Genomic DNA, 25,050 nt, shown 5'->3' on the forward strand with positions numbered 1-25,050 from the left:
ATCCGCCAGTTGTTCGTTTGATATCAACTATTTATGAAGAAAGTACCGCTTGTAACTCTTCTGCTGTACTGCTTTCAAGCTGACTTCCGACTCCTACTGCCACTGCACCAGCTTTCAGCCATTTTGGCACATCGGCTGGATGAATACCGCCCGTTGGAATAAATTCAATCTCTGGAAACGGACCTTGTAAGTTTTTCATATAGGATAAACCGAAGGAACCGCTTGGAAAAAGCTTGAGCAAGCAGTAGCCATCTGCTTTTGCCTGCATGATTTCACTTGGGGTGAGGACACCTGGTACATAGAGTGTGTCGTGAAATGAGAGATGCTCTCCGATCACAGGGAGATATCCTGGACTGACAATAAATTGTGAGCCTGCGTCAATGGCTGATTGTGCCTGCTCAAGGGTTGTGATTGTGCCTGCTCCTACAATCAGATCTTGCACATGCTGAAAGGACGCGATGATGTGTTCAGCATTAGGCGTGGTATACGTCACTTCAATGGCTCGAACGCCTTTTTTCTTTAAACGCTCAATGGTCTCAATGCCTTCTGCTTCACTCCCCGCTCTCACCACTGCGATCAGCTTACAAGCCGCGAGCTGCTCTTTAACGCTCAAACTTGCTGACTTGCCCATATCCTTCATCTCCCTTCATATATTCTCGTCTGTGATATCGTTTGGCTTCTTTCATAAAAGCCTGAAGCTCTTCCCGAGTAGGCAGTCCGTCTTTATCGCCAGGAGACATCACCGCAAGAGCCCCTACAGCATTGCCTCTTGTCACAGATTTTTCATATGATAAACCGTCCAATAAGCCGCTGATGACCCCCACGGCAAATCCATCACCGGCACCGACTGTATCAACGACATCTGGCACATAAAATCCGCTCACAATCCCCTGACTGGCTGCACTTTTATAAAAGGCACCTTCTGCACCGAGCTTCATGACCACAAGCTTGACGCCTTTTTGCAAATAAACATCGGCAATCTCTTCCGGCTCGTGACAGCCTGTGAGCCTTTGCCCTTCTGCAAGCCCCGGAAAAAACCAATCCACTTGAAAAGCCATTTGATTCACCGTATGGATCATATCTTCCTCCTCTTCCCATAGCTGCAGCCGAAGGTTTGGATCAAATGAAATGGTTTTGCCTGCTTCTTTCATTTTTTGAAGAGCACAAAAAGAAAACGCTCTCATTTCACTGGATAATGCAGGCGGAATACCTGTCATATGGAGGTGTCCTGCCTGTTTGAAATAGCTGGCGGGAAAGTCGCTTGGACTCATTGTGCTCGCAGCAGAGCCTTTACGATAATACGTGACGTCAGGGTCTCCATCCATCACTTTTGATTTAAGTAAAATCCCTGTTTGAGACCCATCATTTGAACGGATCACTGCACTTGTATCGACCCCTTCTTTTTGAAGCTCTTCTAAAATAAATGTGCCAAGTGAATCTGCTCCGACTTTGCTCATCCATCCCACATCAAAGCCAAGCCTTGCCAAACCGACTGCCACGTTACTTTCGGCACCAGCAAGCGCCTTTTGAAATGTCTGCACTTGATGAAGCTCTCCGGCTTCTTTTGCGTAAAACATCGCCATTGATTCCCCAAATGTGACCGCATCCAATGCTTTCACTCATTTCTCCCCTCTCTTGGTACCGGTTTCAAATCAGCTGAAAAAGAGAGAGCATGCACGTATGTATACTCTTCTCTTCTATCGTTTATAAAGATTTTCTTACGATGATTTCTCCATCAAGCTGAATGGTTTGGGGCGCACTTTCATCCCCTTCAAGCCGTGTCTTGATTTTTTGCATTGCGGCTTTCCCCATTTCATGAGATGGCTGGGCAACCGTTGTAATTCCAGGCCCAATCAGCTTATACCATTCTGTATCATCAAACCCTGCAATGCCTATCTCCTCTGGAATCTTTATCCCAAGCTCTACAAGTTCACTTATCAGCTTCAGCATGAGTAATCCATTGGCTGCTAAAATCGCTTTTTTCTGTTGGTTTAGTTGTACAAAACGGACAAGCTCTTCTCGCAATTGCTCCTTTTTCTTCAAATCAATTTCTGCAATAATGGACGTCTTATGTTTACTCATGGCTGTCTGTTCATATGCTTCTTTTCGTTCTTCACGAGGACTGATTCCATCGACAGGCTCAGTAAAGAAGGCGATGTGCTCATAGCCTTTCTCATACATTTGTTGAAGCAGCCGGATCGTGATATCACGGTTATTCGTTGTCACTGTGTCGACTTTTAGTTCAGGTAACTTCCGGTCAACAAGGACAATCGGTACACCGTTTTTCTTAAAATCCTGCAGAATGTCATTGTTCTGGCCTGTCGTATTGATGATGAGCCCTTCAATATAATGCGCATTCAGCTTGAGGAGCATTTCTCGTTCTTTTTCTGGACGGTTATCTGTGTTGCACACCATGATGCTGTATCCATATTCATCACAAATTTCTTCGACACCGCGAAGTGTCGCTACAGAGAATGGATTCGTAATGTCGGCTACAATAAACCCAATGACCTTGCTTTTTCTTACTTTCAATCCTTGAGCGAGCTGACTCGGACGATAATGGAGTTCCTCAATGGCTTTCTTGATTTTTTTTACCTTATCAGCAGAAATTTCATTTGTTCTGCCATTGATATATCTAGATACAGTTGATTTTGAAACACCTGCATAAGCGGCCACTTCGTTGATGGTGACTTTCGTTTGCTTTTTCTCTTTCATTCAAAAAACTCCCACAATCGATATCTTCTCATTTGTTTCGAAACCGATTTCAAATAACTTAAAAAGAGCATATCATAATTTCATGCATTCCAGAAGATTTTTTTGCATGAAGAGGGCAAAAAATCATCTAAATAAATAAAAAGAAAACGATTTCAAAATAACGGTTGACGGCGTTCTCTTTTTCCTCTAGAATTTTCCTTGAAACCGATACCAAATAAAACATCAATATTTTGTTTCAGATGGAAAGGGAGGCTTATCTCAAATGGAAAATCGTTATGCTGTACACCCTGAGCAGGTCAAACGTTTTACAACAGAGGAACTTCGTCGTCATTTTCATATTCCTACGCTATTCGTCAGTGGTGAATTAAAGCTCTACTATTCGCATGAGGATCGCGTGGTGATTGGCGGAGTCATGCCGGCAGCAGAGCCGCTCACATTAGATGCCGGAGACTTTTTACGTACGGAATATTTCCTTGAAAGACGAGAGATCGGCATTGTGAATGTCGGCGGTCAAGGAACGGTCACTGTCGATGGTGAGGCCTTTGTACTGGAGCATAAAGATTTCTTATATATTGGGCTTGGACACAAAGATGTACAGTTTGCTACTTCATCAGGCGAAGAGGCCAAGTTCTATCTTGTATCAGCCACGGCTCATCAAGCGTACCCTACGCAAAAAGCAGCCATCGCTGAATTAACACCAAATCACTTAGGGGAAGCGTCTGCTTCAAACGTACGAAACCTGTATCAAGTCATCCACGCAAATGGCATTCAAAGCTGTCAGCTCATGATGGGAATCACTCAGCTGGAAACCAATAACACGTGGAATACGATGCCCGCTCATATTCATGATCGGCGTATGGAAGTGTACTTATATCTTGATATCGAAGAAGATGCTCGTGTCTTTCATTTTATGGGAGAGCCATCTGAAACAAGACATCTCGTTGTCGCCAATGAGGAAGCGGTCATTTCTCCTGCCTGGTCCATTCATTCAGGATCAGGTACAGCGAATTATTCATTTATTTGGGCGATGGCAGGCGAGAACTATACGTTCAAAGATATGGACTTTGTCCCAATGGACCAGCTGAGGTAATGTGATGACGTCAGCATCCTATGTAGCGTCCCTCTTTTCTCTTGAAGGCAAAACAGCCCTTGTGACAGGTCCTGGAACCGGCATTGGGCAGGGCATTGCTGTGGCGCTTGCCAGATCAGGCGCAGATATTATCGGCACATACCACCACACACCGCTTGAGGAAACGAAAGCGCTAGTCGAACAGGCGGGCCGCTCATTTCATGCGGTTCAGGTTGACTTTTCCGACCCTCAAACTGCAAAGCAGGCTGTCGATGCCATGTTACAAAAGCATACGATCGATATTTTAATCAATAATGCTGGCACCATTAAAAGAGAGCAGGCCGCTCATTATTCAGAGGAAGATTGGCATACGGTCATGGATGTGAATATCAATAGTCTCTTTTTCCTCACCCAAAGGGTTGGACAGCAGATGCTGAAAAACAGACAAGGGAAAATCGTCAATATCGCCTCCCTTCTTTCGTTTCAAGGCGGCGTCTTTGTCCCCGCTTATACAGCAAGTAAACACGCAGTCGCAGGGCTGACGAAGGCCTTTGCAAACGAATGGGCGAACCAGCATATACAAGTGAATGCGATCGCTCCTGGTTACATTGCGACCAATAACACGCAAGCCATTCGAGACGATGGAAATCGAAATGAAGAGATACTCAAACGAATCCCCGCCGGGCGCTGGGGTAAGCCCGAGGATCTAGCCGGCGCTGCTGTTTTCCTTAGCTCACCAGCCTCTGATTATATGAACGGTCATATTTTAGCTGTTGATGGCGGCTGGCTTGCCAGATAAACACACGAGAGAATTCCTATTTGCAGGGATTCTCTTTTTTCTATTTGCATAATTCTCCTCCTATCGAGTCACTCTATAAAAAACATGACATGAGGGTGAGGTATTATGAAAAGTCGTATTGAACAAGATATAGCGTCCGTCATCAAGCGTGTCAAAAGCTTTGCCGGGAAAAGTGATGATATCGTGTTCCACTCATTTTCATTTGGCCCTTCTGCTATCTCTGCATGTCTCATGTACGTTGAAGGACTTACAGAATTTGAGATGCTTTCCAAGCAAATCATTTCACCCATGCAAAAGGAACTGGACATCACCGAGGTTGATTCTACTACGCTTCCGTCCCTGTCTAAAACGTTCTTTGGCATTCAAAATGACGTGCTGGAAGATATGAACCTTGCCATCGAGCAGTTATATAACGGCAGGGCTATTTTATTTGTAAATGGAGCAACGCAAGCGCTTGCGCTCCAAACGAATCTTTTTCAATTTAGAGAAGTAGAAGAGCCGCAATCGGAAGTCCTTGTAAGAGGTCCGCGAATTGGTTTTATTGAAAATCTTGAAAAAAACACGGCTTTAATCCGTGAGCGGGCAAACGACCCTAACCTTGTCATTCAAAAGATAAATGTAGGTACTCGCAATAAAAAGTCTGCTGCCCTTGTGTACGTTCGTGATATTGTTGATCCCAAATTAGTAGAAGATATTTTATCACGCATGACCGAAATCAAAATGGATGACATCCCTGAAACCGGCTATATTGAACAGCTGATTGAGGACAGCCACATCTCCATTTTTCCGCAGATTCAAAATACAGAACGTCCTGACCGGGTGATTGCATCTGTGCTTGAAGGCAAAGTCTCCATTTTGCTCGACGGCACACCTTTTGCCCTCATCATGCCTATGACACTTACAGCCTTGATGCAATCACCGGAGGATTATTATCAAAGATGGACAAGTGCGACTCTTTTGCGCCTACTCCGTTATTTTGCCGTACTGTTAACGATTTTTTTACCAGGGCTCTACATCGCTCTTGTCTCATATCACCCCGGTTTATTACCAACACGAATGGCACTCACCATCGCAGGCAGCCGGCAGAATGTTCCGTTTCCTCCTGTTGTCGAGGCGATTCTTATGTCTTTTACGATTGAGCTGCTGCGAGAAGCTGGACTTCGGCTTCCTAGAGCCATCGGGCAGACGATTGGGCTCATTGGCGGCGTCATCATTGGTCAGGCGGCTGTCCAAGCCAATATCGTCAGTGCGTTAATGGTGATTATCGTGTCGCTGACCGCATTGGCCGATTTCACTGCCCCTTCGTATGACTTTAGTTTCCCGCTGCGCATCTTGCGCTTTATGGCCATTTTCAGTTCAGCGATGCTTGGGTTATACGGCTTGATCATGTGTTATTTATTTGTGCTTTGTCACCTGATGCAATTAAAGACCTTTGGTTTTGACTATTTCACACCTGTTTTATCTTCACCGTTTTCAGATTTAAAGGATACGTACGTACGTTTACCAATTGGGCTATTTAAATCGAGACCGAAAACAGCAAAAATAAAAAATCTCAAAAGACAAGGAGATTAAACGATGTACAGAGCTGAGAAGCTATCATTGTTACAAGTCACCATTCTGTGCAGCTCTACAATGATAGGCGCTGGAATTTTAACCATTCCACGCAGTTCTGCCAATTCAGGGTTCCCTGATGGCTGGATCATTGTATTAATACAGGGAGTCATCTTTGCTTTCGTTGCTTTTTTGTTAGGATGGATTGCTGAAAAAAATGCGCCGGACACCATTTTTGAGTCAAATAAAAAAGGAGCCGGTGCATTCTTTGGCACGATCTTTAATTTAATGCTGATCGCTTATTTACTAGGCATTGTCGGCTTTGAAGCGCGTGTCCTCGGGGAAGTGGTCCAATTTTTCCTGCTGGAATCGACTCCTATGGCAGTGATTGTGATGATTTTTCTTCTTGTGGCGATCTATCATTTGAAAAGTGGTATCTTTCCAATAGTGAAAATGGTGACATACATATATCCGATGACGATGATCATTTATATTGGGCTCATGCTGTTTAGTTTGAAAATATTCGATTTTGATTACTTACGCCCGGTGATGGCGAACGGGTTTAAAGATTTCAGTAATTTGTTCTCTCAAACATTTATTCAATTTACAGGCTTTGAGGTCATTTTGTTTGTTGTACCACTCATTTATAAAGACAAATGGTCGAAGGCGAAATGGGCCGCTGCGATCGGGGTCGGCATTACCTCACTTATCTATTCTCTCACGCTCTTTATTGTGATTGGTTCCATGACCGTTGGAGAAACGAAATCCCTCACCTGGCCCACTGTCTCCCTCATTCAAGCACTAGAACTTGAAGGGGTCTTCATTGAACGATTTGATATTTTTTTACTGACGATCTGGACGTGCCAGCAGTTTATTTGCATGCTTGGCTTTTTCCAATTTGCCATTAAAGGGTGCCACACGGTCTTTAAGACGACCAATGTAACGAGACTGCTTTGGCTGCTGTTTTTGATTACCTCTGCCCTCTCTTTATTTCCGAGAAATATCAATGAAGTTTTTTACTACTCTACTTTACTCGGCTATGCATTGTTCGCGGTTTTAGCCATTCCTTTTATTACAGCTGTTCTGCTGATGATACGTAAAAAATGGGGAGGTCGTTCTGCATGAGAGGAAGGCGTGTATTGTTCATCTTTTTATCCTGCTGTCTTATCCTTTTATCATCAGGGTGCTGGGATTTAAAGGATATTGAAAAACTATCGTTTGTACGCGGTGTTGGTATTGATGAGGAAGATGAGAATGGAGTTAAGCTGACCTACCAAAACCTTGTACCGAAAACAGGCGGAACACAAGAAGCCGATTCTCCTGGCTATGTGAATGTCGTCTCAAAAGGGAAAAATGTGCTGGAGGCTGTCAGTAATGTCGCCTTAAAGGACCCGCCGATCTATAGTGATCATCTGAAAATCTTCTTGTTCGGCAAAAACCAGGCAGAGCATCACGATATTCAAGGAACGCTCAATCACTTTATACGAGATGATGAGGTTCGGCGAAGCAGCTATCTTCTCGTGTCACGAAATGATGCGTCAAAAGTGATCAACCAAAAATTGAAATCTCAGCAAAAGGTTCCGGTTGAGAATATCTTTGAAACATCTAAAAACCGAAGCTTTAATGGGAAAATTTTGCTGCCAACACGTATTGGCCGGGCGTCCGATTACTTTCAGATGGGCATTAGCTTCCTTGTACAAAGTGTAGATGCGATAAACGGTGAACTTATTTATGATGGAGCAGGAATTATAGATGGAAAAACACGAAAACTGATTGGCTTCATCCCTTCGAAGGATGTCCAATCTTTAAACTGGGTGATGGATCGGATATCAGGCGGTGTTGTACCTGCCACCTACAAAGACTTTCCGATCACGTATGAAATTAAGAAATCAAAAACCAAGGTTGAACCCTATCTGAACAATGGGAAAATTTCCTTTAAAATTTGCATACAAACAAATGGAAAATTATCAGAGGATCAATACCCTCCTGAAAATTCATACGATGAGCAGTACATCAAACGATTTGAGCAGATTTTCTCTAAGAAAATTAAAGGACACATTCAAAAAGCAGTGAGTCATATGCAAAATGAAGTAGGCGTTGATCCTATCTTTTTAAGCAAGCATTTCCGTATTAAATACCCTGACTATTGGGAAAAGCATCGAAACGAGTGGGATACGCTCTTTCAAGAAGCGGATATCGAATATGATGTCAAAGTCAGCATTTTAAACTTTGGGGCAGAAGGCGCAACAAAAAGCTTCAAATGGTAATGCAAAAGGCGGTTATCCCGAAGGGGAGCCGCCTTTATTACGCACGACAATTAAAAGCTGATATAGGGTCACTTGATCAGACAACGCTTTTGTTTGAAAGCCAAGTGACGCTCCTAATCTCGCCACCTCGTCAAAAAACAATTGGACGTTTTGATCAATCTGAACATTGATCCGCTGCTCGATCACCCGTTCAAACAAATAGTCTGGGAAAAGTGCACGCATCGTGTTTAGTGTGAAGAACCTCAGGTGGCCTCGGTCTAAAATCCCTGCATCTTGATACGTAAAATTCCCTGTCATTAACGGGAGAAGCACCTCCGCATGCATCATGTTTGGCAGGCAGCAAATGACCACACCGCCAGGTTTTAAAGATGCGTGCGCTTGTTCAATGATGTGCCAAGGATCTGACACATGCTCTAAAACATCAGAAAAAATAATCGCATCAAAAAAAGCTTTTTTCTCTAACCACGGGTATTCATCTGCTTTTGCCTCGATGACTTCTTCATAATATGCCTTTGCAATGGCTGCTTTTAATGGATCTTTCTCTACCCCGTACATGTCAACAGACTGCCGATTCATTAGTTCAAGCCCTGTGGCCCCTGCACCGCATCCCACATCAAGCACACATACAGCGTCTTCAGGCAGCAAAGCCGCAAAGTACGGATGGGGGGTCATCAGATTGAGATCAATGCCCCATTTATCTAAAAACCGAAGCCTGTTCTCAGCAAACAGTGTAGAGATGTTCGTTTCTTGATTCGCACGAAAGGTTGCATGACCGTGATGATGCACAAATGAATCGTGGACGATTTGCAGCTGATATCCCTTTAGCAAGGATCTCAAACAAAGATCGTCATCCTCAAATGATCCATACACGAACCGCTCATCAAATAACCCCACCTCTTCAATGAGCTCTCTTTTCACAAGCAGACAAAACCCCACAAGTCGATGTACATAAGTTCTCTGACCTTTTTTCGCAGCCGTATAATTCTTCGCAAATACTGGGAGCTCCTTCACATCTGTATACGATGGCTCGACCATTTGAGGACCGCTCACATAATTGGAGACTGGTCCTACCATCCCAATACGTTCTGATGCAAATAACGCCTCTTTTAATGGAGAAAGCCAGTTTTCCGTTACGATCGTGTCGTTATTTAAAAAGAGAATGCTATCTCCTGTCGCTTTTTTCGCTCCTTGATTACAGCCCTTTGCAAAGCCTTGATTCTCTGCGTTTTCAATGAAAATCACATCTTTCAGCTCTCTCACATATTCCTTCGTACCGTCGGTTGACGCATTATCAACGATGATGAGTTCATATTGGTCACTTCGGGTATGCTGCTTGATGCTGTCGATACATTTTTTCGTTAAATGCAGTTCATTGTACGTCAGCATGACAATGCTCGTTTTCCCTTTCATCTTATTTCCACCTTTCGCTCGCCTGTTCCATATGTATGTCATATACAGCACGTTCAGAAGATGAGAGATTGTCCTTTCTTGATTAAACGTTTGTTTAACAAAGAAAAACCAGCTGCATGCGGGCAGCTGGTCGTTGTTCACACCGTTTTTCCTTCCTCACCTGTGACGGCACGGTTCCTCTTTTTTAAATCTTCTTCAATTTCTTCAAGACTTTTCCCTTTCGTTTCAGTCACCATATATTTCACAAACAAGAAGGCGCCTACGCCGATGACCGCGTAAATGAGGAAAAGATTACTGATACCCATCGCGCTTAATAGAGCTGGGAATGTAAGCGAGATGATTAAATTCCCTGTATGAAGGAGGAAGGTAGAGACGCCTGTACCGATTCCTCTTACATGTACTGGGAACAGCTCTGGAAGCATCACCCAAACGACTGGACCCCAGCTGACAGCAAAGATGACGATGAAGAGTCCTAAACAAATAATGGTTGTCCATCCTGCAGCTGTTGACCCCTCGAAAAATCGATTGACCACTGACAGGACAATTAAACTTAGGACCATGCCAGCATTCCCAAATAAGAGCAGCGCTTTACGCCCTACACGGTCAATGATTTTAATCGCCACAAACGTCATGACGACATTCACTGCCCCAATTCCGACGGTTCCTAAAATTGCCGCTGAATTACCAAAGCCAACGCTTGTGAATGTTTTTGGTGCATAGTAAATAATTGTATTAGTTCCGATAAACTGCTGTAAAAAGGCAAGACCAACACCAGCAATTAATGCTGGGCGTACCCATGGCTCAAATAATTCCTTAAAACCGCCTTTTTCTTCACTTTCTGCCTGTTGAATATCTGAAATTTCTTCTTCAACTTCTTGCTTACTTTTTCTGAGTTTAGATAATATCTCTTTCGCACGGTCTGCCTGTCCATGGACAAACAGCCAGCGGGGACTTTCCGGCATAAACAAAATCCCACATAATAAAAGCACAGAAGGTACGACCGCAATTCCAAGCATCAGGCGCCATGCCTCTGCATCCGCTAAAGCGTAGTTCACAATATAGGCGAGAAGAATACCAAATGTGATCATGAGCTGGTTTAATGAGGACAGTGCACCTCGAGATTCCTTTGGAGCAAGTTCAGATAAATATAATGGAACAATCGTTGTCGAGCAACCGACAGCAAGCCCTAGTACAATTCGGAATAAGACCATCACTTCCGTATTCGGAGCAAGGGCTGTACCAAATCCACCGATAATAAACAAAATCGCTGCGGCGATGATGGCTTTTTTCCGCCCGAATTGGTCTGTCAGCTTTCCAGAAAGAGAGGAACCGAGCATCGCCCCGATTAAAATCGAGCTGACAACAAGTCCCTCTGTAAACGCGTTTAACCCTAAATCCTCTTTCATAAATAAGATGGCGCCAGAAATGACACCTGTATCATAGCCATATAAGGCGCCGCCAAGTGCGCCGAAGAAATAAAGCCATCCATTCCGATTTTTCATGTTCATAACCCCTCTTTTGTTCTGTATGTACTGGATGTTTCTCTATGGAAAATCATTTTCCTCACTTCCTGTCATTTCAAACATTTCGATGTTTTATGACAAATATATTTCATTTGAAGTAACATTGAAACTTTTTAAGATAAGGAAACGTCAATTAAGCGTTAGTGAAAAAAATGTCGCACTATATCCCGTTTTAAGGTATATTTGTTTTAGTTTGTAAGCAAAAAGAAGGACATCTTTACTATAAAAATCATAGCGAGGGTTTAAAATATATGGATCAATCAAGAACGAAACGCAAAGGAAAAAAGCGTTTAAAGCCATGGGTGAAAGTCACTCTGTTTATCATCGGTATTCTTTTACTGACAACCGCTTCTGTCACAGGCTATGCCTACTATAAAGTGACAAATGCTGCCAAAAAGGCGCAAGTATCTCTAGATCGCGGTGCACAATCTGTGAAACGGATTGAAGCATTCGATCCCGGGAAAGACAGCTTTTCTGTCTTGCTGCTTGGCATTGACAGCAGACCGGGCGAAACAGTGAAACAGGCACGAAGCGACGCAATGGTCTTAGCAACAGTCAATCGTACAAATAAAACCGTTAAATTATTAAGCATTCCAAGGGACTCATATGTGAATATTCCAGGGCATGGCTATGACAAAATTACACATGCACATGCATTTGGCGGTGCAGATTTAACCTTGAGTACAGTCGAAGATTTACTAGATATTCCGGTTGATTTTGTGATCCAAAGTAATTTCAAAGCATTTAAAGAGATCGTCAATGAACTCAACGGGGTTTCTATTAACATCAAGGATGAATATCTTGTCAAACAAGTTCTAAAAGATACAAAGGGCAAGGTACAGCTTCAAACAGGAACTCATACGCTAGACGGTGATCAAGCTCTCGCATATGTGAGAACAAGAAAAGCAGATAGTGATTTAATGCGCGGACAGCGTCAAATGGAAGTATTAAAAGCCATTTTTGATAAATCAAAATCGTTAACGTCTATTCCGTCATATGACAATATCATTGATACACTTGGTGAGAACGTCTCCACCAACCTTTCAATGAAAGAGCTAGTCGGGCTTTTCCCGCTTCTGACGTCATTGAAATCGGTTGATACCATTCAGCTAAAAGGATCTGATTATCAGCCAAACGGGGTTTATTATTACCAATTGGATCAAAACCAGCTAAACGAAGTGAAGACTGAATTGAAGAAACAGCTTGAATTATCATAAACAGAAAGCGTCCCTAAGGGGGCGCTTTCTGTTTGTTGACAAAGGGCTAAAATGATTTTTATTTTAGCTCTTTGTCTTCTTTTCAGCGTGATTGAAAACCTTTGAATTCTAGGAAGGACGAGCACTGGCGCGGAGCGAATTTGACATTCGTGAGCACCAGCGCGCAGGACTGACAAAGAATGCAAGGGTTTGTCTACACGCTGAAAGCGTCCCTAAGGGGGCGCTTTTCTACTTGTTGACGATGATGTAGATTTTAACCCTTTGGCTTATTCCCTTGATCATTCGATCATTTTTGTTTAGCCTTGATAGAGAGGAACAAGCATCCCATTGCTCATGAGAATGAAGGAAATCGTACATACTTTAAAAAGGCTATTGCATGCATAAAGGAGGATTTGACAGCGATGAAAAAAATGATTGCGATTGATTTAGACGGTACACTTTTAAATACAAAAAGTGAAATATCTGTTCAAAACCAGGAGGCATTGATTCGTGCGAAGGAAGCGGGATATATTGTCACCATCTGTACCGGGCGGGCGACTTTTGATGTAAAGGAACTGCTTGGCGATTTGGACATCCCCATTATTGCAGCAAACGGCGGAACTGTTCATACCGAAGGATACGAACTTTTCAGCCGTATCACACTTGACCAAGAAGCAGGAAAACGAGCGGCTAAGGCATTAGTAGAACGAAACATTTACTTTGAGGTCTATACGGACGATGCGCTCCTCTCTCCTTTTGATGGAAAAGAGAAGCTGAAAGCAGAATTTGATGTGATCAAAAGTGCGAACCCAAATGAGGATGTAGCTGATTTATGGGAAGGGGCAATGACTCAATTCAAACAATTTGGCATCAAACCAGTGGATGATATTCGCCAGATTTTTGAGTCGAATGAAGCGACCTATAAATTACTCTGCTTCTCATTTGATATGAACAAACTACAGGAAGCACGAAATCTTCTAGCGGAAATGCCTGAGCTTTCATTGACCTCTTCTGGAAAACATATCATTGAGGTACTGCCAAAAGAGTCTGGGAAAGGACATGCTCTCAAAAAGCTCGCAGCTCATTATGGCGTAGACCGCTCACATATTTATGCGATTGGCGACAGCCCCAACGATCTATCCATGTTTGAGGAAGCAGGCCACCGCATTGCAATGGGGAATGCCGTTGATGTCATTAAAGAAAAGAGCACTTACATCACAAAAGGCAATCATGAAGACGGTGTTGCTTACTTTATTGATCTGCTTTTACAAAATCAATTCCACGAAAAAAAGACGCTAGTCTGATCAGCGCCTAGAGAGAAGTCTAGAAGTCCGATACGAACGTGGATCGGGCTTTTTCTTTATTTTTTGATTCTAACAGCCGTCTCATACTTATCCTTCCAGTACGTACTTGTTTTCATATTCGTAAGCACGACACCATTTGAGACGGTCACATGAATGACTTGATTTGACCCTGCATAAATCGCCGGCATCAATGACGTTCCACTAAAGAAAACGAGATCTCCCGGCTTCAGCTCCGAACGTTTCACAGGCGTACCTGTCTTGACTTGACCTGACGCATAGCGAGGCAGATCAATACCGAGCACTTCTCGATACACGTATTGTGTGAACCCTGCTGTGTCAAATCCCTCTTCTGGATTCTTCCCGCCTTTGACATAAGGGACTTCCCCAATATACGTTGCCGCTTTTGATACAACCGGATCTTCTTTTGATAATTTCAGGTCCGTTAATCGTTTCGCACCTGTCCATTTCTCGCGCCAATACGATTCAGACAAATAAGAAATCGTGACACTTTCCGAACGGCTCGCATGAATAAAACGGTCGCCCCCAATATACATCCCTACATGAGAAATGCCTGGCTTATATGTGTTGCTAAAAAAGACAAAATCCCCTGGACGTATATCCGCTAATGCCACTTTTTCTCCAACCATCCACTGCTGTTCAGCACTTCGAGGTAAATAAATCCCTAGTGATTTTTCAAATACATATTGTAAAAAGCCTGAACAATCAAAGCCAACCTTAGGGTCTGCTGCACCAAATACATAAGGAATACCTAAATATTTCATCGCATCTTTCACAAGACGGTCATCAGAGATTTCCGGTGTACCGGGCAGTCGTTTGACTGCATAAAATCGGTCCGTCCAGTATTTGCTTTTGCTGACATCTGTTTTCACCACACCTTGACTGAGCGTGATGTGGATGATCTGATCGTTACCAGCGTACAACGCCACATGTGTCGGGATATCCTTTGTTTCTTCAAGGCTGCGAAAATATACAAGGTCACCGGGCTGGGCTTTGTCCCATGATACCTTTTTTCCAATCTGATATTGGTCGATCACCTTCCGCGGCAAATCAAATGCTTCTGATGTCTTGTACACATATTGAATCAATCCAGATGCGTCAAAGCCCGTTTTTGGATCGGTTCCTCCTTTATGATAAGGTGTTCCGATCAGCTTTTCCGCTTGCTCCAAAGGAGACGCTGTTTGAGCAGATACTTCTGATTGAGACATGAACATCAGCCCTACGAGCGCACACCCACCAATCAATATTTCTTTCCATTTCATGATCTTTCCCCTCCTTTCTTCTATAGTTTCGGCATGACACCTTTCATTTTACACCTTTTTTCGACAAAAAAGAGCACGCAATGCGCGCCCTCTATGCTCTTTAAAATTATTTACTTGCTTCCGTTTTTGACTGCTTTTGCTGTTCGATTTTCTGCATTTCAACCGAGATCTTTTGTTTTTCATGATCTGTGAGGCTGTCACTAAATTTAAAAGCAGACATAAAGACAAAGACTAAAATTAACGCAACAAACGGCCAGCTTGCTTTTAGGAATTTCATTTCTTCTCTTTCCCTCCGTTTTCTTTTAAGTGTTTAACTTTATCTGCGTGATCTACTTCAAAGAAAATGTGTCCGTCTTTTTCTTTCCAATCCGCATTCGTACCATTTGTCAGCATACGGATAATGGATTTTGATTCAAAAGATCCTGCTTTAACCGGAGCAGGTGTTGCTTCCTTGATGTACATTGGGACAACTTCAAATGTCGCTTTTCCATCTTCATTCAGATGATACTGAACAAGTGCAGAATCACGTGTTCTTGACCAGCCTTGGTCAAAAATAAAGTTCCCTAAGCTATAGAAGATCGCCGTACCGTTATAGACTTCCATTGGCTCAAGAACGTGCGGATGAGCACCGATAATGATATCAGCGCCAGCTTTTGACATCGCTCTTGCCAATTCTCTTTGTCTATCGTTTACCTCATTGTTGTACTCCTGTCCCCAGTGAGCATGAACAACGACGATATCTGCCTTTTCAGCAGCCTGCGAGATCATCGGAATAAAGATAGATGGATCGGCTGGCAAGATACCCGCCTGGCGATTCGTTGCTTTAAAATCTTTCCCATACACATCAGTAAAACCAAGTGTAGCGATTTTGACACCATTTACTTCTTTGTACGAAATGTTCTGCTTCGCATCCTGAAGGTTACGGCCTGCGCCTGTATAATCCATGCCAGCATGTTCAAAGGCATCAATCGTGTTGTTCAGCCCTTTTTCACCATAGTCTGCCGCATGGTTATTCGCAAAGTTTAATACAGAGAAATTCAAATCCTTCAATGCTTTGACAGAATCTTCGTCTGTTTTCAAATGAATATTCTTTTGTGCCGCTTGTTCTTTATCTGATGCGACTGGATGCTCAAAGTTACCAGTCACATAATCTGACACATCAAAATATGGCTTGGCGTAACGAAAGAGATGCTGTTTTCCATAACGGTCTGTTACTTTCTCTACGTTTCTTCCAAACATAATGTCACCGACAAACGAAGCGGTCAGGATGTTTTCTGGATTCTTTTGTACAGTTGGCACTTGTGCTTTCCCGATAAACGTAAATAGAAATGTACAAGCAATGACAATCGGTAAAGCAATCAGTACGTGTTTATTCGTCTTTTTCTTTTGGTTCTTTGTGATTTTCAGCAGCTTTTCCTGAAAGCTCAATTTTTTATTCATCATTGGACACACCTTATCTTAAAATAGATAGTAAACATACATGATGGCAAATGTTGCACCACTTAGAAGTAACGTGCTTCCAAGGGTAATCGTAAGACCTTGCTTTTGAATCGTATTTGCAATCAATCCAGGAACGATAATACCGATTCCGCGGAATTCTGCTATTTCAAATGGAACCACTGGATAGAAGAAATCAAATACAAGCTTTAAGGCGATCCCTGTAATTAGCATCGCAGCAAACTTTCTGCGTCCGTATAAAATCATAAATTTCGATAGACCAAAGCGAACGATGACATACGTAAGCAAGCTGACAGATAAGACGACTAAAATAAAGACTGGCTGGTTAAATACAAGCGCCAGATAACCTGGGACAACAAGTCCAGCTGGTACGATTCCTGTTTTTTCTGCAAAGATTAAACTAAGTAGAACACCTAAAATTAACGAGATATAAAGATCTGATCCGAACATTTTCTATATTTCCTCCTAGCTGACAAGCTGCTTAATTTTGTATTCTTGAATTTTTTCGATTAACGGTTCAGCGGCACCATGAATATTGCCGACTCCATAAACCACTCGATTATGAAGCTTTTTCTCAAGCATATTCATAATTTCTTCTGTAGATTGATATTCAAGGTTGTGTAAGTGGTCAGCCGGAATTTTCCCATCCTCATATGCCTTCACAATTGGATCTGTTGTTTCACCAATCAAGACAAGATCACTTGCTTCAATATAAGGAAGTACATCCTCCGCAAACTGGATCGTTCTATCTACACGATCCGCACGGCAGTTCATGATAATAATCGGTTCATCTGTTGGATATCCAATCTCTTTCACACGCTTCCAAATGTTCAATGTAGATGATGCGTCATTTGCCGCAAAACCATTTACAAAGTGTCCAGGTGTTTTCGCGTCCATTAATGGAAGAATTCTCATCGCTCCTGGATCAGGTGGCGCATTTAACATTCCTCTGAATGCCGTATCTTCATCAATTCCTAATGCCTGTGCAACACCAAGTGCAAGTGAGGCATTATCTGGGAAGACCATGTACTCAAATTTCCGTAAATACTCATCAGAAATCTTGGAATTATCTGCAACAATGACTTCTGTGTTGCGTTTTTTCGCAATCTCTTTAAAGAATTCCGTATATTCACTATCCGTAATAACCAAGTGTCCATTGTAAGGAATTGTCGCTGTAAAGGCTTCTGCTATTTCATCAAGTGTCGGCCCCATTACGTCCATATGATCTTCAAGAACGTTTACGATCACGCCAATATTCGCTTGAAGCAGCTCTTCCTGAAAGATAATTTGGTAATCTGGATTTACTGCCATACATTCACTGACGATGGCATTTGCTCCTCTTTCAACGGTTTCTCTCATAACTTCCTTCTGCTCACCGATATTCGGTCCTTGCGGTTTCCTTTTAATCGGTTTCTCCTCTGGCGTATCCCAATAAATCATTCTTGCATCTGTTCCCGTTGTTTTGCCGACAGTTTTATAACCTGCCTCCATTAAGATACCGGTTGTCAATCTTGTAACGGTAGACTTTCCGCGAATACCATTAATATTGACGCGCACCGGCAAGGCATCGATATTTTTCTGGTGACGCTTCTTTTCAATAAAGCCAATCCCTAACATGATGACACAGGCTATAACGATTAACCACATCGCTTATCTACATCTCCTTTTTTTATGAGTGTGATATGTAAATTCAATCAACAGTATATAGGTTCAGCATAAAATCACAATCGGTATTATGTAACATAATCTTTCACTTCCTCGTATGCCAAATTCCTCTAATCAGAAGGCGGATTTGCCTAGCTCTTCTTTAAATGAAAAGGCCAAAAGGCGGACAAAAATCGGTATGAATTTCGGCTTCAATCAAGAGAAAGCGTTACCATCAAGCATCGGAAAATCTTTTGTCCTTTTCTCCCTAAATTTTTTGACAATTATTAAGATGTATTTTGAATCAATGTTTTATAGCCCTTTAAACTCTATAACATCAGTCATATCAGCGCTTTAAATGAATAGTGCGTGTTTTGGAATGTTTTCGATTTTTGAAGGAACAGGTTAGAAAGTCATCCTCAACGGTCAGAATGCTGCGCGTTGACCTATGACAAAGGTCACCTCTAAAAAAATCAAGTCATATGCTTATTTTCGGGTCACAAAAAATTGGGATAAGATGTAAACTATTGATCATTTCGGAATACCTGCTTTTTACGATATTCGCTCCTTATGACCTAAACAATGAAACATTATTCATTTGTTTTTATCAAGATTCATCATTTCTTAACATTTTTAATATGATTTTAGTTGAAAGTTGTCAATTCATGTCATGCTTTCCCCAAAGATGACGAATAAAATCAGCTTCTCCGCTTACACTATGGTTAAAAAAACTGTGAGAGGAGGCTAAAGATGCCAAACGCCAATGAGCAAACACGCTTGCATTTTTTATCAGGCAGCTTCGAGGAAAAAATCCGGATTCTGAAAAAGACATTTCAGCAAAGCGGGGATTTTGAATACCGAGAGTTAATGGTGAATGAAACGAAATCTGTCCTGTTTTTTATTAAAACAAGAGTAGATGAAGGCAAACTAAATGATTTCATTATCGGCAACTTGTTAGGTCCTCCTGGAAAGCAGGAATATACGAAATCTCTCAGCACACTCGAAACAGGTGACTTGACGCTGATCACTGACAGTATTATTGCTGGAAGCATTGCGTTTCTTGATGAAAATTCCTCACAGATCAAATTGTTTTCTGTCGGTCAGCCGCCGCTGCGCTCTATTTCTGAACCTTCATCTGAAAGTATTATTGCTGGAGCACATGACGGATTTGTTGAAAGTCTTGATACCAACATCTACTTACTGCGTTCGCATTTAAATGATCGAAAGCTCGCCATTCAGTATCATAAGATTGGTACAAAATCTGAAACAAAGCTTGCGACTGTTTATATATCTGATATCGCTAATCAAGAAAAGGTAGAAGAGGTAAACAAACGGATTTCTTCTATTAAAGTAGACACGCTGCTAAGTCCTGGCTCTATTGTTGAGGCGATTGAGGATGATTCATTTTCTATTTTCCCGCAGCTTATTGATACAGAGCGCCCTGATAAGGTGAGATCTGCAATCCTTGAAGGGCGAATTGTGGTGATGATGGATGGCAGTCCGATGGCCATCATTCTTCCTGTCACCTTCTTTAGCTTCTTTCAATCACCTGATGATTATAATAGCCGCTGGATTCCGGCTACGTTTATCCGTGTTCTCCGCTATCTTGCCTGTATCATCGCAATCATTTTGCCATCTTTTTATATCGCTGTCATTGGCTTTCATTATGAGGTCGTCCCAGATGAATTAGCCATAACGATGAAAAATTCAATTATCGGTATCCCATTTCCTCCTTTGATAGAAGCGATGCTAATGGAAATTACCATTGAACTCATTCGTGAGGCAGGGGTGCGTCTGCCTAGACCAATTGGTCAAACCATTGGTATCGTAGGTGGTTTGGTCATTGGGGATGCTGTTGTACAAGCAGGACTCATCTCAAATGTTCTTGTCATTGTAGTCGCTGTGACCGCTGTCGCTTCATTTGTACTTCCGTCATTTGAAATGACGGCCACGATTAGGATGCTGCGTTTCCCGCTCATGTTCATGGCATCTATGTTTGGTTTTATTGGCATTTCATTTGGATTATCCATCATTCTCATGAATTTATGCCGCCTTGAATCACTAGGGGTGCCATACTTATCACCTGTTGCTCCATTTAACTGGCAGGATTTAAAAGATACTGTAATTCGCCTCCCAATGTGGATGTACAAAAATCGCCCTGTTTATTTAAATCCGCAAAAGAAAAAGCAAATTGAACATTTGAGAGGATGGAAAAAGAAAAATGAAAAATAAAATATCTCCACCTCAAGCTGTCTTTTTTCTCATTCAATCTCAAATTGGTGTCGGTATTTTATCGCTCCCCCACTTTTTGATGAAAGACATGGGACACGATGGCTGGATGGCGATCATTGTCGCCTGTTTTTTTATCCAAATCATCAATACCATTTTCATTTACATCATTCATAAATATCCAGAAACATCATTCTTCCAAGCATTAATTGATGTATTTGGTCAATGGATTGGGAAATTACTGATTGCACTGTATATACTGTATTTTGCCTCCGTCTGTATTGTCGTTTTATCCATTTTCACCAGAATTATTGGTATGTGGGTTCTGCCGCTGACGCCAAACTGGGTCATCAATCTATTACTCATTACTTCCATTGTTTATATTGCGAAGGAGCAAATTACAGCCATTGTCAGGTTTAACTTTATCTTAACTCCCCTTCTCCTTTTGCTTTCCTTGCTGATGTTCTATTCATTAAAAGGGACCAATATCGATTATCTGATGCCTTTTTTTCAAACAGACATTTCTCAGTTTCAGCTTGGGCTGAAGGACGTCGTCCTATCGATGAATGGATTTGAGATGATCCTTATTCTTTCTCCCTTTATGAAAGGCACTATTAAGGAACGGTATAAAATCATGACCATTTCAAATATATGCACGACGCTTTACTACCTATTTATTACATTGATTTGTTTTATGTTTTTTAGTCCAATTGAGCTTGATGTGATTCCCAACCCTGTTCTTTACTTATTAAAAACCATTTCCTTCGGTATCATTGAGCGGACAGATTTAATTTTTCTTAGCTTCTGGGTGTTTATTATTCTTGCCACATTGAGTAACTATCTGTACTTTTGTGCAAATGGCATTTCCAGTTTACTGAAGAAAAAGGATCACAAAAAATATGTTTATTGTTTCGCCATTCTGATATATGCGTCTAGCTGTTTTTTGGCAGTCGATAACTTTCGCATTCAGCGTTTCAATGATTTTACAACGATTGCTCAGTATTCGTTCATTTACACACTTCCAGCATTCATGGCGATCATTATCTTTATCAAACAACGTAAAAAGAAGGTGAAATCACATGCGTCATAAATATGTCCTGACTCTCCTCATGTGCGTGTCTCTCACCATGATGCCTGGCTGCTGGGATCAAAACCTATTAAAAAACATCTCCCTTGTCCTTACTTCCGCCATTGATCAAGGGGAAGATGGTAACGCAAAAGTATCTATTACCTATCGAAAAGTACAACAGTCTCAAAGTATGCAGCAAGGAAGTTCAAGTACTTATTCAACCACTGTACTGACAACCAATGCTCCAACTTTACGTAAAGCGGGAACAGACTTCGGCCGAATGGTTGACCAAAAGATTGATATGTCAAAAATGAGGATTTTACTGATCGGTGATGAATTCTCTCAAAATCAACTACTTCCCTACTTAGACATGTTCTATCGCGATCCGAAAAGTCCTTTGCTTGCCAATTTAGCCGTTGTGAAAGGCGGTTCAAGTATTGATGTAATCAACAAATTACTAAAAGAACAGCTCATTGTCAGTGACTATTTAAACAATCTCATTACAACTGCATCAAAAGGTTCACAAGTGACCGCTGGAAATATTCAAAGCATACGCTCAAAGATGCTCCAAACAGGAGAAGACTTTACCCTGCCTTTAATTGTATTTGATCAGTCTAAACAACTAATCAAAGTAGCAGGTGTGGCTTTATTCGATAATGAGAAAAAAACTGGTGAGCTTTATGGTCAAGATGCCATGCTTCTCAATCTCATGAATAATAAAATCGGGAAATATGCAAATTTCACTAAAAAGATCAGAAATGATATGGAGTTGAAGGGAAATAACTATATTACCATCCAAGTCACCGACTTAAAACGAGATATTCGTATTCTCAATTCTGATCATCGAAACGTGATAATTGGGCTAGATTTCGAATTCAAAACAGCTGTCGTTGAATATCCGAAAGACAATTTAGATAGTACGAAAAAGATCGATGAACTAAACAAACGATTATCAGCTATTTTCACAAAGGAAGCAGAAAAAGTAATCTCTGTTTTGCAGAAATCAAACTCCGACGTGTTAAGTCTTGGAAGAAAGTATCGCGTTAAAAATTATGATGAATATGTAAAAATGAATTGGAAAACTGATTATCCAAATGTAAAAATCATCCTAAAAATCAAAGTGAACATTACAGAAACAGGGATTACTAGTTAATAAAAGGAAGATAGCATCTTTCTTTTATTTTTTTATTTTTTTAAGATTGTCATTTTAATGCTTTCATGATAATCTATCTGTGTAAACGGTTACACATTCATGAAGGGAGGCACTCCATTGGCTACAATTAAAGATGTTGCAAAAGCTGCACAAGTGTCTGTTGCCACTGTTTCACGCGTGCTTAACGATACTGGATATGTCCATACAGATACGAAAACCCGCGTGACACAAGCGATGCAGGAGCTGAACTACTTTCCCAATGAAGTGGCTAGATCCCTTTTCAAAAGAGAATCACGCTTAATCGGTTTGATTTTACCTGATATTACGAATCCCTTCTTCCCTCAGCTCGCTAGAGGCGTTGAGGACGAAATTCATGCGCATGGTTTTCGGTTATTATTCGGAAACAGTGATGAAGATCGAGAGAAGGAAATGGCCTATTTACAAACCTTTAAACAAAATCAAGTGGTCGGTGTCATCGCTGTCACAAACGAACCTGAATCAGATATATACAATGATGATGAATTACCGGTTGTGTTCTTAGATCGAACCGTTCCACATGCACCTTCTGTGTTTGCAGATGCTGCAGCTGGCGGGAAAATGGCCGCAATGGAATTAATCAGACGCGGCAGCCGGCAGATCACACTGCTAAAAGGACCTGCCCACCTTCAAACAGCGAGGCAGCGATTCAAGGGCGCACTCGATGTACTGACGGAAAAAGGAGTCGACTTTCATGTGATGTCTAATGCTTCATTTTCCTTTCAAGAAGCCCGCAAGAGCGCCAAGGCTCTTTTCCAGCTGTACCCTGAAACAGATGGCATCATTGCCAGCAATGACATCGTCGCAACAGCGGTCATACACGAAGCGCTTCGGATCGGAAAAGCCATTCCAGATGATGTTCAAATCATTGGGTTTGATGATATTCCGCAAAGCGAGCTGCTCTTCCCTTCCTTATCTACGATTAGGCAGCCTGCCTATGAGATGGGGAAAGAAGCGGCACAGCTGTTAATCAAAGCGATTCAGAAACAACCTATAGATCAACCAGTTATCCAAATGCCCGTCTCTTTTATTGAACGAGAGACCACAAGAAAGGTGGATTCACAATGAGTCATATTGTCGTAGTAGGAAGCTGTTCTATGGATTTAGTCGTCACATCGGATAAACGGCCAAATGCCGGTGAAACAGTTTTAGGCGAATCATTTAAAACCGTCCCAGGCGGAAAAGGCGCCAATCAAGCAGTCGCAAGTGCCAGACTCGGTGCAGATGTATACTTGGTCGGCCGGGTCGGTGATGACGCTTATGGTCAGGATATTGTCAGCAATCTACAAGATCAAGGGGTCCGCACCTCATATATGAAACCGGTTACCGAAATGGAAAGCGGCACCGCCCATATCATTTTAGCAGAAGGTGATAACAGCATTGTCGTGGTCAAAGGAGCAAATGACGAGGTCACTCCTGACTATGTTAGAGAGGCACTTTCTACAATAGATGATATTGGGATAGTTCTCATTCAGCAGGAAATACCTGAAGAAACAGTCGAAGCTGTCTGCTCCATTTGCAGTGACAAAGAAATCCCTGTGATTTTAAACCCTGCACCTGCCCGCAAAGTATCGCAGCAGGTTTTAGACCAGGCTGCCTATATTACACCGAATGAGCACGAAGCTGTTCTCATGTTTGATGGACTCCCAATTGAAGACGCCTTGCGTCAATACCCTAACAAATTACTCATCACAGAAGGGAAAAATGGGGTTCGATTTTTTGACGGATTGAAAGAAGTGCTAGTTCCAGGCTTTCCTGTTGAAGCAGTTGATACAACAGGAGCAGGCGATACCTTTAACGGAGCCTTGGCTGTCGCCTTAACAGAAGGCAAATCTCTCTATGACGCACTTGCCTTCGCTAACCTTGCAGCATCAATGTCTGTCACAAAGTTCGGTGCACAAGGCGGCATGCCAACAAGAGAAGAACTGGAGAAAAAGAAATGAAAAAAAACGGCATCTTAAACAGTCATATCGCCAAGGTACTTGCTGACCTTGGTCATACAGATACAATCGTCATCGCAGACTGCGGTCTTCCTATTCCAGAAGGTCCAGTCAAAATCGACCTGGCGTTATCAATCGGCACACCGTCCTTTCAGGAGGTCACCTCCCTCCTTCTTCAGGAAATGGCGGTTGAACACATTACTGTGGCTAGTGAAATCAAAGAAGCCAATGAACGAGATCATCTATTTCTAAAGAAAGCGTTCTCACAGCCATTACATGATGTAGACCACGAGACGTTCAAAAACATGACCAAACAGGCAAAAGCAGTCATTCGCACGGGTGAAGCCACCCCATACGCAAACTGCATTCTTCATGCCGGTGTCATCTTTTAAAAGGAGGAGCCAGAT

General features: G+C 42.1%; 23 protein-coding genes. 13 read left to right on the forward strand and 10 right to left on the reverse strand.

Annotation, left to right across the window (positions count from 1 at the left end; translation table 11 throughout):
• Positions 1-31: 31 nt before the first annotated feature.
• The 3 genes from MHH26_RS14935 to MHH26_RS14945 form a co-directional block, all read right to left on the reverse strand.
• Positions 32-631, reverse strand: coding sequence for a bifunctional 4-hydroxy-2-oxoglutarate aldolase/2-dehydro-3-deoxy-phosphogluconate aldolase (locus tag MHH26_RS14935; RefSeq protein WP_340973935.1), 600 nt, complete (start codon positions 629-631; stop codon positions 32-34).
• Positions 603-1,619 carry a sugar kinase gene (locus MHH26_RS14940; RefSeq protein WP_106043189.1) on the reverse strand — a complete coding sequence of 339 codons (1,017 nt, stop codon included), beginning with the start codon at positions 1,617-1,619 and terminating at the stop codon, positions 603-605. The genes MHH26_RS14935 and MHH26_RS14940 overlap by 29 nt, the downstream gene beginning before the upstream one ends.
• A gap of 85 nt (positions 1,620-1,704) precedes the next feature.
• Complete coding sequence (locus MHH26_RS14945; RefSeq protein WP_307500359.1) at positions 1,705-2,715, reverse strand: LacI family DNA-binding transcriptional regulator; 1,011 nt, start codon at positions 2,713-2,715, stop codon at positions 1,705-1,707.
• A gap of 262 nt (positions 2,716-2,977) precedes the next feature.
• Here MHH26_RS14945 and kduI point away from each other — a divergent pair, with 262 nt between their 5' ends.
• The 5 genes from kduI (at position 2,978) to MHH26_RS14970 (ending at position 8,401) form a co-directional block, all read left to right on the forward strand.
• On the forward strand, positions 2,978-3,805 hold the full coding sequence (gene kduI / locus MHH26_RS14950) for a 5-dehydro-4-deoxy-D-glucuronate isomerase (RefSeq protein WP_307500360.1): 828 nt from the start codon (positions 2,978-2,980) through the stop codon (positions 3,803-3,805).
• Between the two features lie 4 nt (positions 3,806-3,809).
• Positions 3,810-4,583, forward strand: a complete 774-nt coding sequence (gene kduD, locus MHH26_RS14955; RefSeq protein ID WP_034660196.1) for a 2-dehydro-3-deoxy-D-gluconate 5-dehydrogenase KduD — start codon at positions 3,810-3,812, stop codon at positions 4,581-4,583.
• Between the two features lie 105 nt (positions 4,584-4,688).
• Complete coding sequence (locus MHH26_RS14960) at positions 4,689-6,155, forward strand: spore germination protein (RefSeq protein ID WP_034660198.1); 1,467 nt, start codon at positions 4,689-4,691, stop codon at positions 6,153-6,155.
• Positions 6,156-6,158: 3 nt separating this feature from the next.
• Positions 6,159-7,259, forward strand: coding sequence for a GerAB/ArcD/ProY family transporter (locus MHH26_RS14965; protein WP_034660200.1), 1,101 nt, complete (start codon positions 6,159-6,161; stop codon positions 7,257-7,259).
• A complete protein-coding gene (locus MHH26_RS14970) occupies positions 7,256-8,401 on the forward strand; it encodes a Ger(x)C family spore germination protein (protein WP_034660201.1) in 1,146 nt (381 codons plus the stop codon). The genes MHH26_RS14965 and MHH26_RS14970 overlap by 4 nt, the downstream gene beginning before the upstream one ends.
• Positions 8,402-8,413: 12 nt before the next feature.
• Here MHH26_RS14970 and MHH26_RS14975 read toward each other — a convergent pair whose 3' ends face one another.
• Entirely contained in the window at positions 8,414-9,811 is a 1,398-nt protein-coding gene (locus MHH26_RS14975; protein WP_340973937.1) for a bifunctional glycosyltransferase family 2 protein/class I SAM-dependent methyltransferase, read from the reverse strand.
• A 137-nt stretch (positions 9,812-9,948) separates the two neighbouring features.
• A complete protein-coding gene (locus tag MHH26_RS14980) occupies positions 9,949-11,313 on the reverse strand; it encodes a sugar porter family MFS transporter (protein ID WP_095285705.1) in 1,365 nt (454 codons plus the stop codon).
• 272 nt (positions 11,314-11,585) lie between these two features.
• Here MHH26_RS14980 and MHH26_RS14985 point away from each other — a divergent pair, with 272 nt between their 5' ends.
• Positions 11,586-12,551, forward strand: coding sequence for an LCP family protein (locus tag MHH26_RS14985; protein WP_307500363.1), 966 nt, complete (start codon positions 11,586-11,588; stop codon positions 12,549-12,551).
• A gap of 401 nt (positions 12,552-12,952) precedes the next feature.
• A complete protein-coding gene (locus tag MHH26_RS14990; RefSeq protein ID WP_340973940.1) occupies positions 12,953-13,834 on the forward strand; it encodes a Cof-type HAD-IIB family hydrolase in 882 nt (293 codons plus the stop codon).
• A gap of 56 nt (positions 13,835-13,890) precedes the next feature.
• On the opposite strand, the gene MHH26_RS14995 is transcribed toward MHH26_RS14990, so the two are convergent.
• From MHH26_RS14995 to pgsB, 5 genes are all read right to left on the reverse strand, one after another.
• The gene (locus MHH26_RS14995; protein ID WP_307500365.1) at positions 13,891-15,114 is read right to left on the reverse strand and encodes a C40 family peptidase; all 1,224 of its coding nucleotides are present in this window, start codon (positions 15,112-15,114) and stop codon (positions 13,891-13,893) included.
• Positions 15,115-15,220: 106 nt separating this feature from the next.
• On the reverse strand, positions 15,221-15,391 hold the full coding sequence (locus tag MHH26_RS15000) for a hypothetical protein (protein WP_003213661.1): 171 nt from the start codon (positions 15,389-15,391) through the stop codon (positions 15,221-15,223).
• Positions 15,388-16,554, reverse strand: a complete 1,167-nt coding sequence (locus MHH26_RS15005) for a CapA family protein (protein WP_034660209.1) — start codon at positions 16,552-16,554, stop codon at positions 15,388-15,390. The genes MHH26_RS15000 and MHH26_RS15005 overlap by 4 nt, the downstream gene beginning before the upstream one ends.
• An 18-nt stretch (positions 16,555-16,572) precedes the next feature.
• Positions 16,573-17,022: a poly-gamma-glutamate biosynthesis protein PgsC gene (gene pgsC, locus MHH26_RS15010; protein WP_012011488.1), complete on the reverse strand. Its 450-nt coding sequence runs from the start codon at positions 17,020-17,022 to the stop codon at positions 16,573-16,575.
• 15 nt (positions 17,023-17,037) lie between these two features.
• The gene (pgsB, locus tag MHH26_RS15015; protein ID WP_034660210.1) at positions 17,038-18,219 is read right to left on the reverse strand and encodes a poly-gamma-glutamate synthase PgsB; all 1,182 of its coding nucleotides are present in this window, start codon (positions 18,217-18,219) and stop codon (positions 17,038-17,040) included.
• Between the two features lie 747 nt (positions 18,220-18,966).
• Here pgsB and MHH26_RS15020 point away from each other — a divergent pair.
• The 6 genes from MHH26_RS15020 (at position 18,967) to rbsD (ending at position 25,035) form a co-directional block, all read left to right on the forward strand.
• Complete coding sequence (locus tag MHH26_RS15020; RefSeq protein WP_307500366.1) at positions 18,967-20,448, forward strand: spore germination protein; 1,482 nt, start codon at positions 18,967-18,969, stop codon at positions 20,446-20,448.
• A complete protein-coding gene (locus MHH26_RS15025) occupies positions 20,438-21,535 on the forward strand; it encodes a GerAB/ArcD/ProY family transporter (RefSeq protein ID WP_034660213.1) in 1,098 nt (365 codons plus the stop codon). The genes MHH26_RS15020 and MHH26_RS15025 overlap by 11 nt, the downstream gene beginning before the upstream one ends.
• Entirely contained in the window at positions 21,525-22,667 is a 1,143-nt protein-coding gene (locus MHH26_RS15030; protein ID WP_340973941.1) for a Ger(x)C family spore germination protein, read from the forward strand. The genes MHH26_RS15025 and MHH26_RS15030 overlap by 11 nt, the downstream gene beginning before the upstream one ends.
• A gap of 117 nt (positions 22,668-22,784) precedes the next feature.
• Positions 22,785-23,771 carry a LacI family DNA-binding transcriptional regulator gene (locus MHH26_RS15035; RefSeq protein WP_060597451.1) on the forward strand — a complete coding sequence of 329 codons (987 nt, stop codon included), beginning with the start codon at positions 22,785-22,787 and terminating at the stop codon, positions 23,769-23,771.
• Positions 23,768-24,646, forward strand: a complete 879-nt coding sequence (gene rbsK, locus MHH26_RS15040) for a ribokinase (RefSeq protein ID WP_340973942.1) — start codon at positions 23,768-23,770, stop codon at positions 24,644-24,646. Before MHH26_RS15035 ends, rbsK begins: the two co-directional genes overlap by 4 nt.
• Entirely contained in the window at positions 24,643-25,035 is a 393-nt protein-coding gene (gene rbsD / locus MHH26_RS15045) for a D-ribose pyranase (RefSeq protein WP_060597455.1), read from the forward strand. Before rbsK ends, rbsD begins: the two co-directional genes overlap by 4 nt.
• The last annotated feature ends 15 nt before the right edge of the window (positions 25,036-25,050 follow it).

The sequence above is a fragment of the Bacillus sp. FSL K6-2839 genome (genome assembly GCF_038003365.1).
GTDB lineage: Bacteria > Bacillota > Bacilli > Bacillales > Bacillaceae > Bacillus.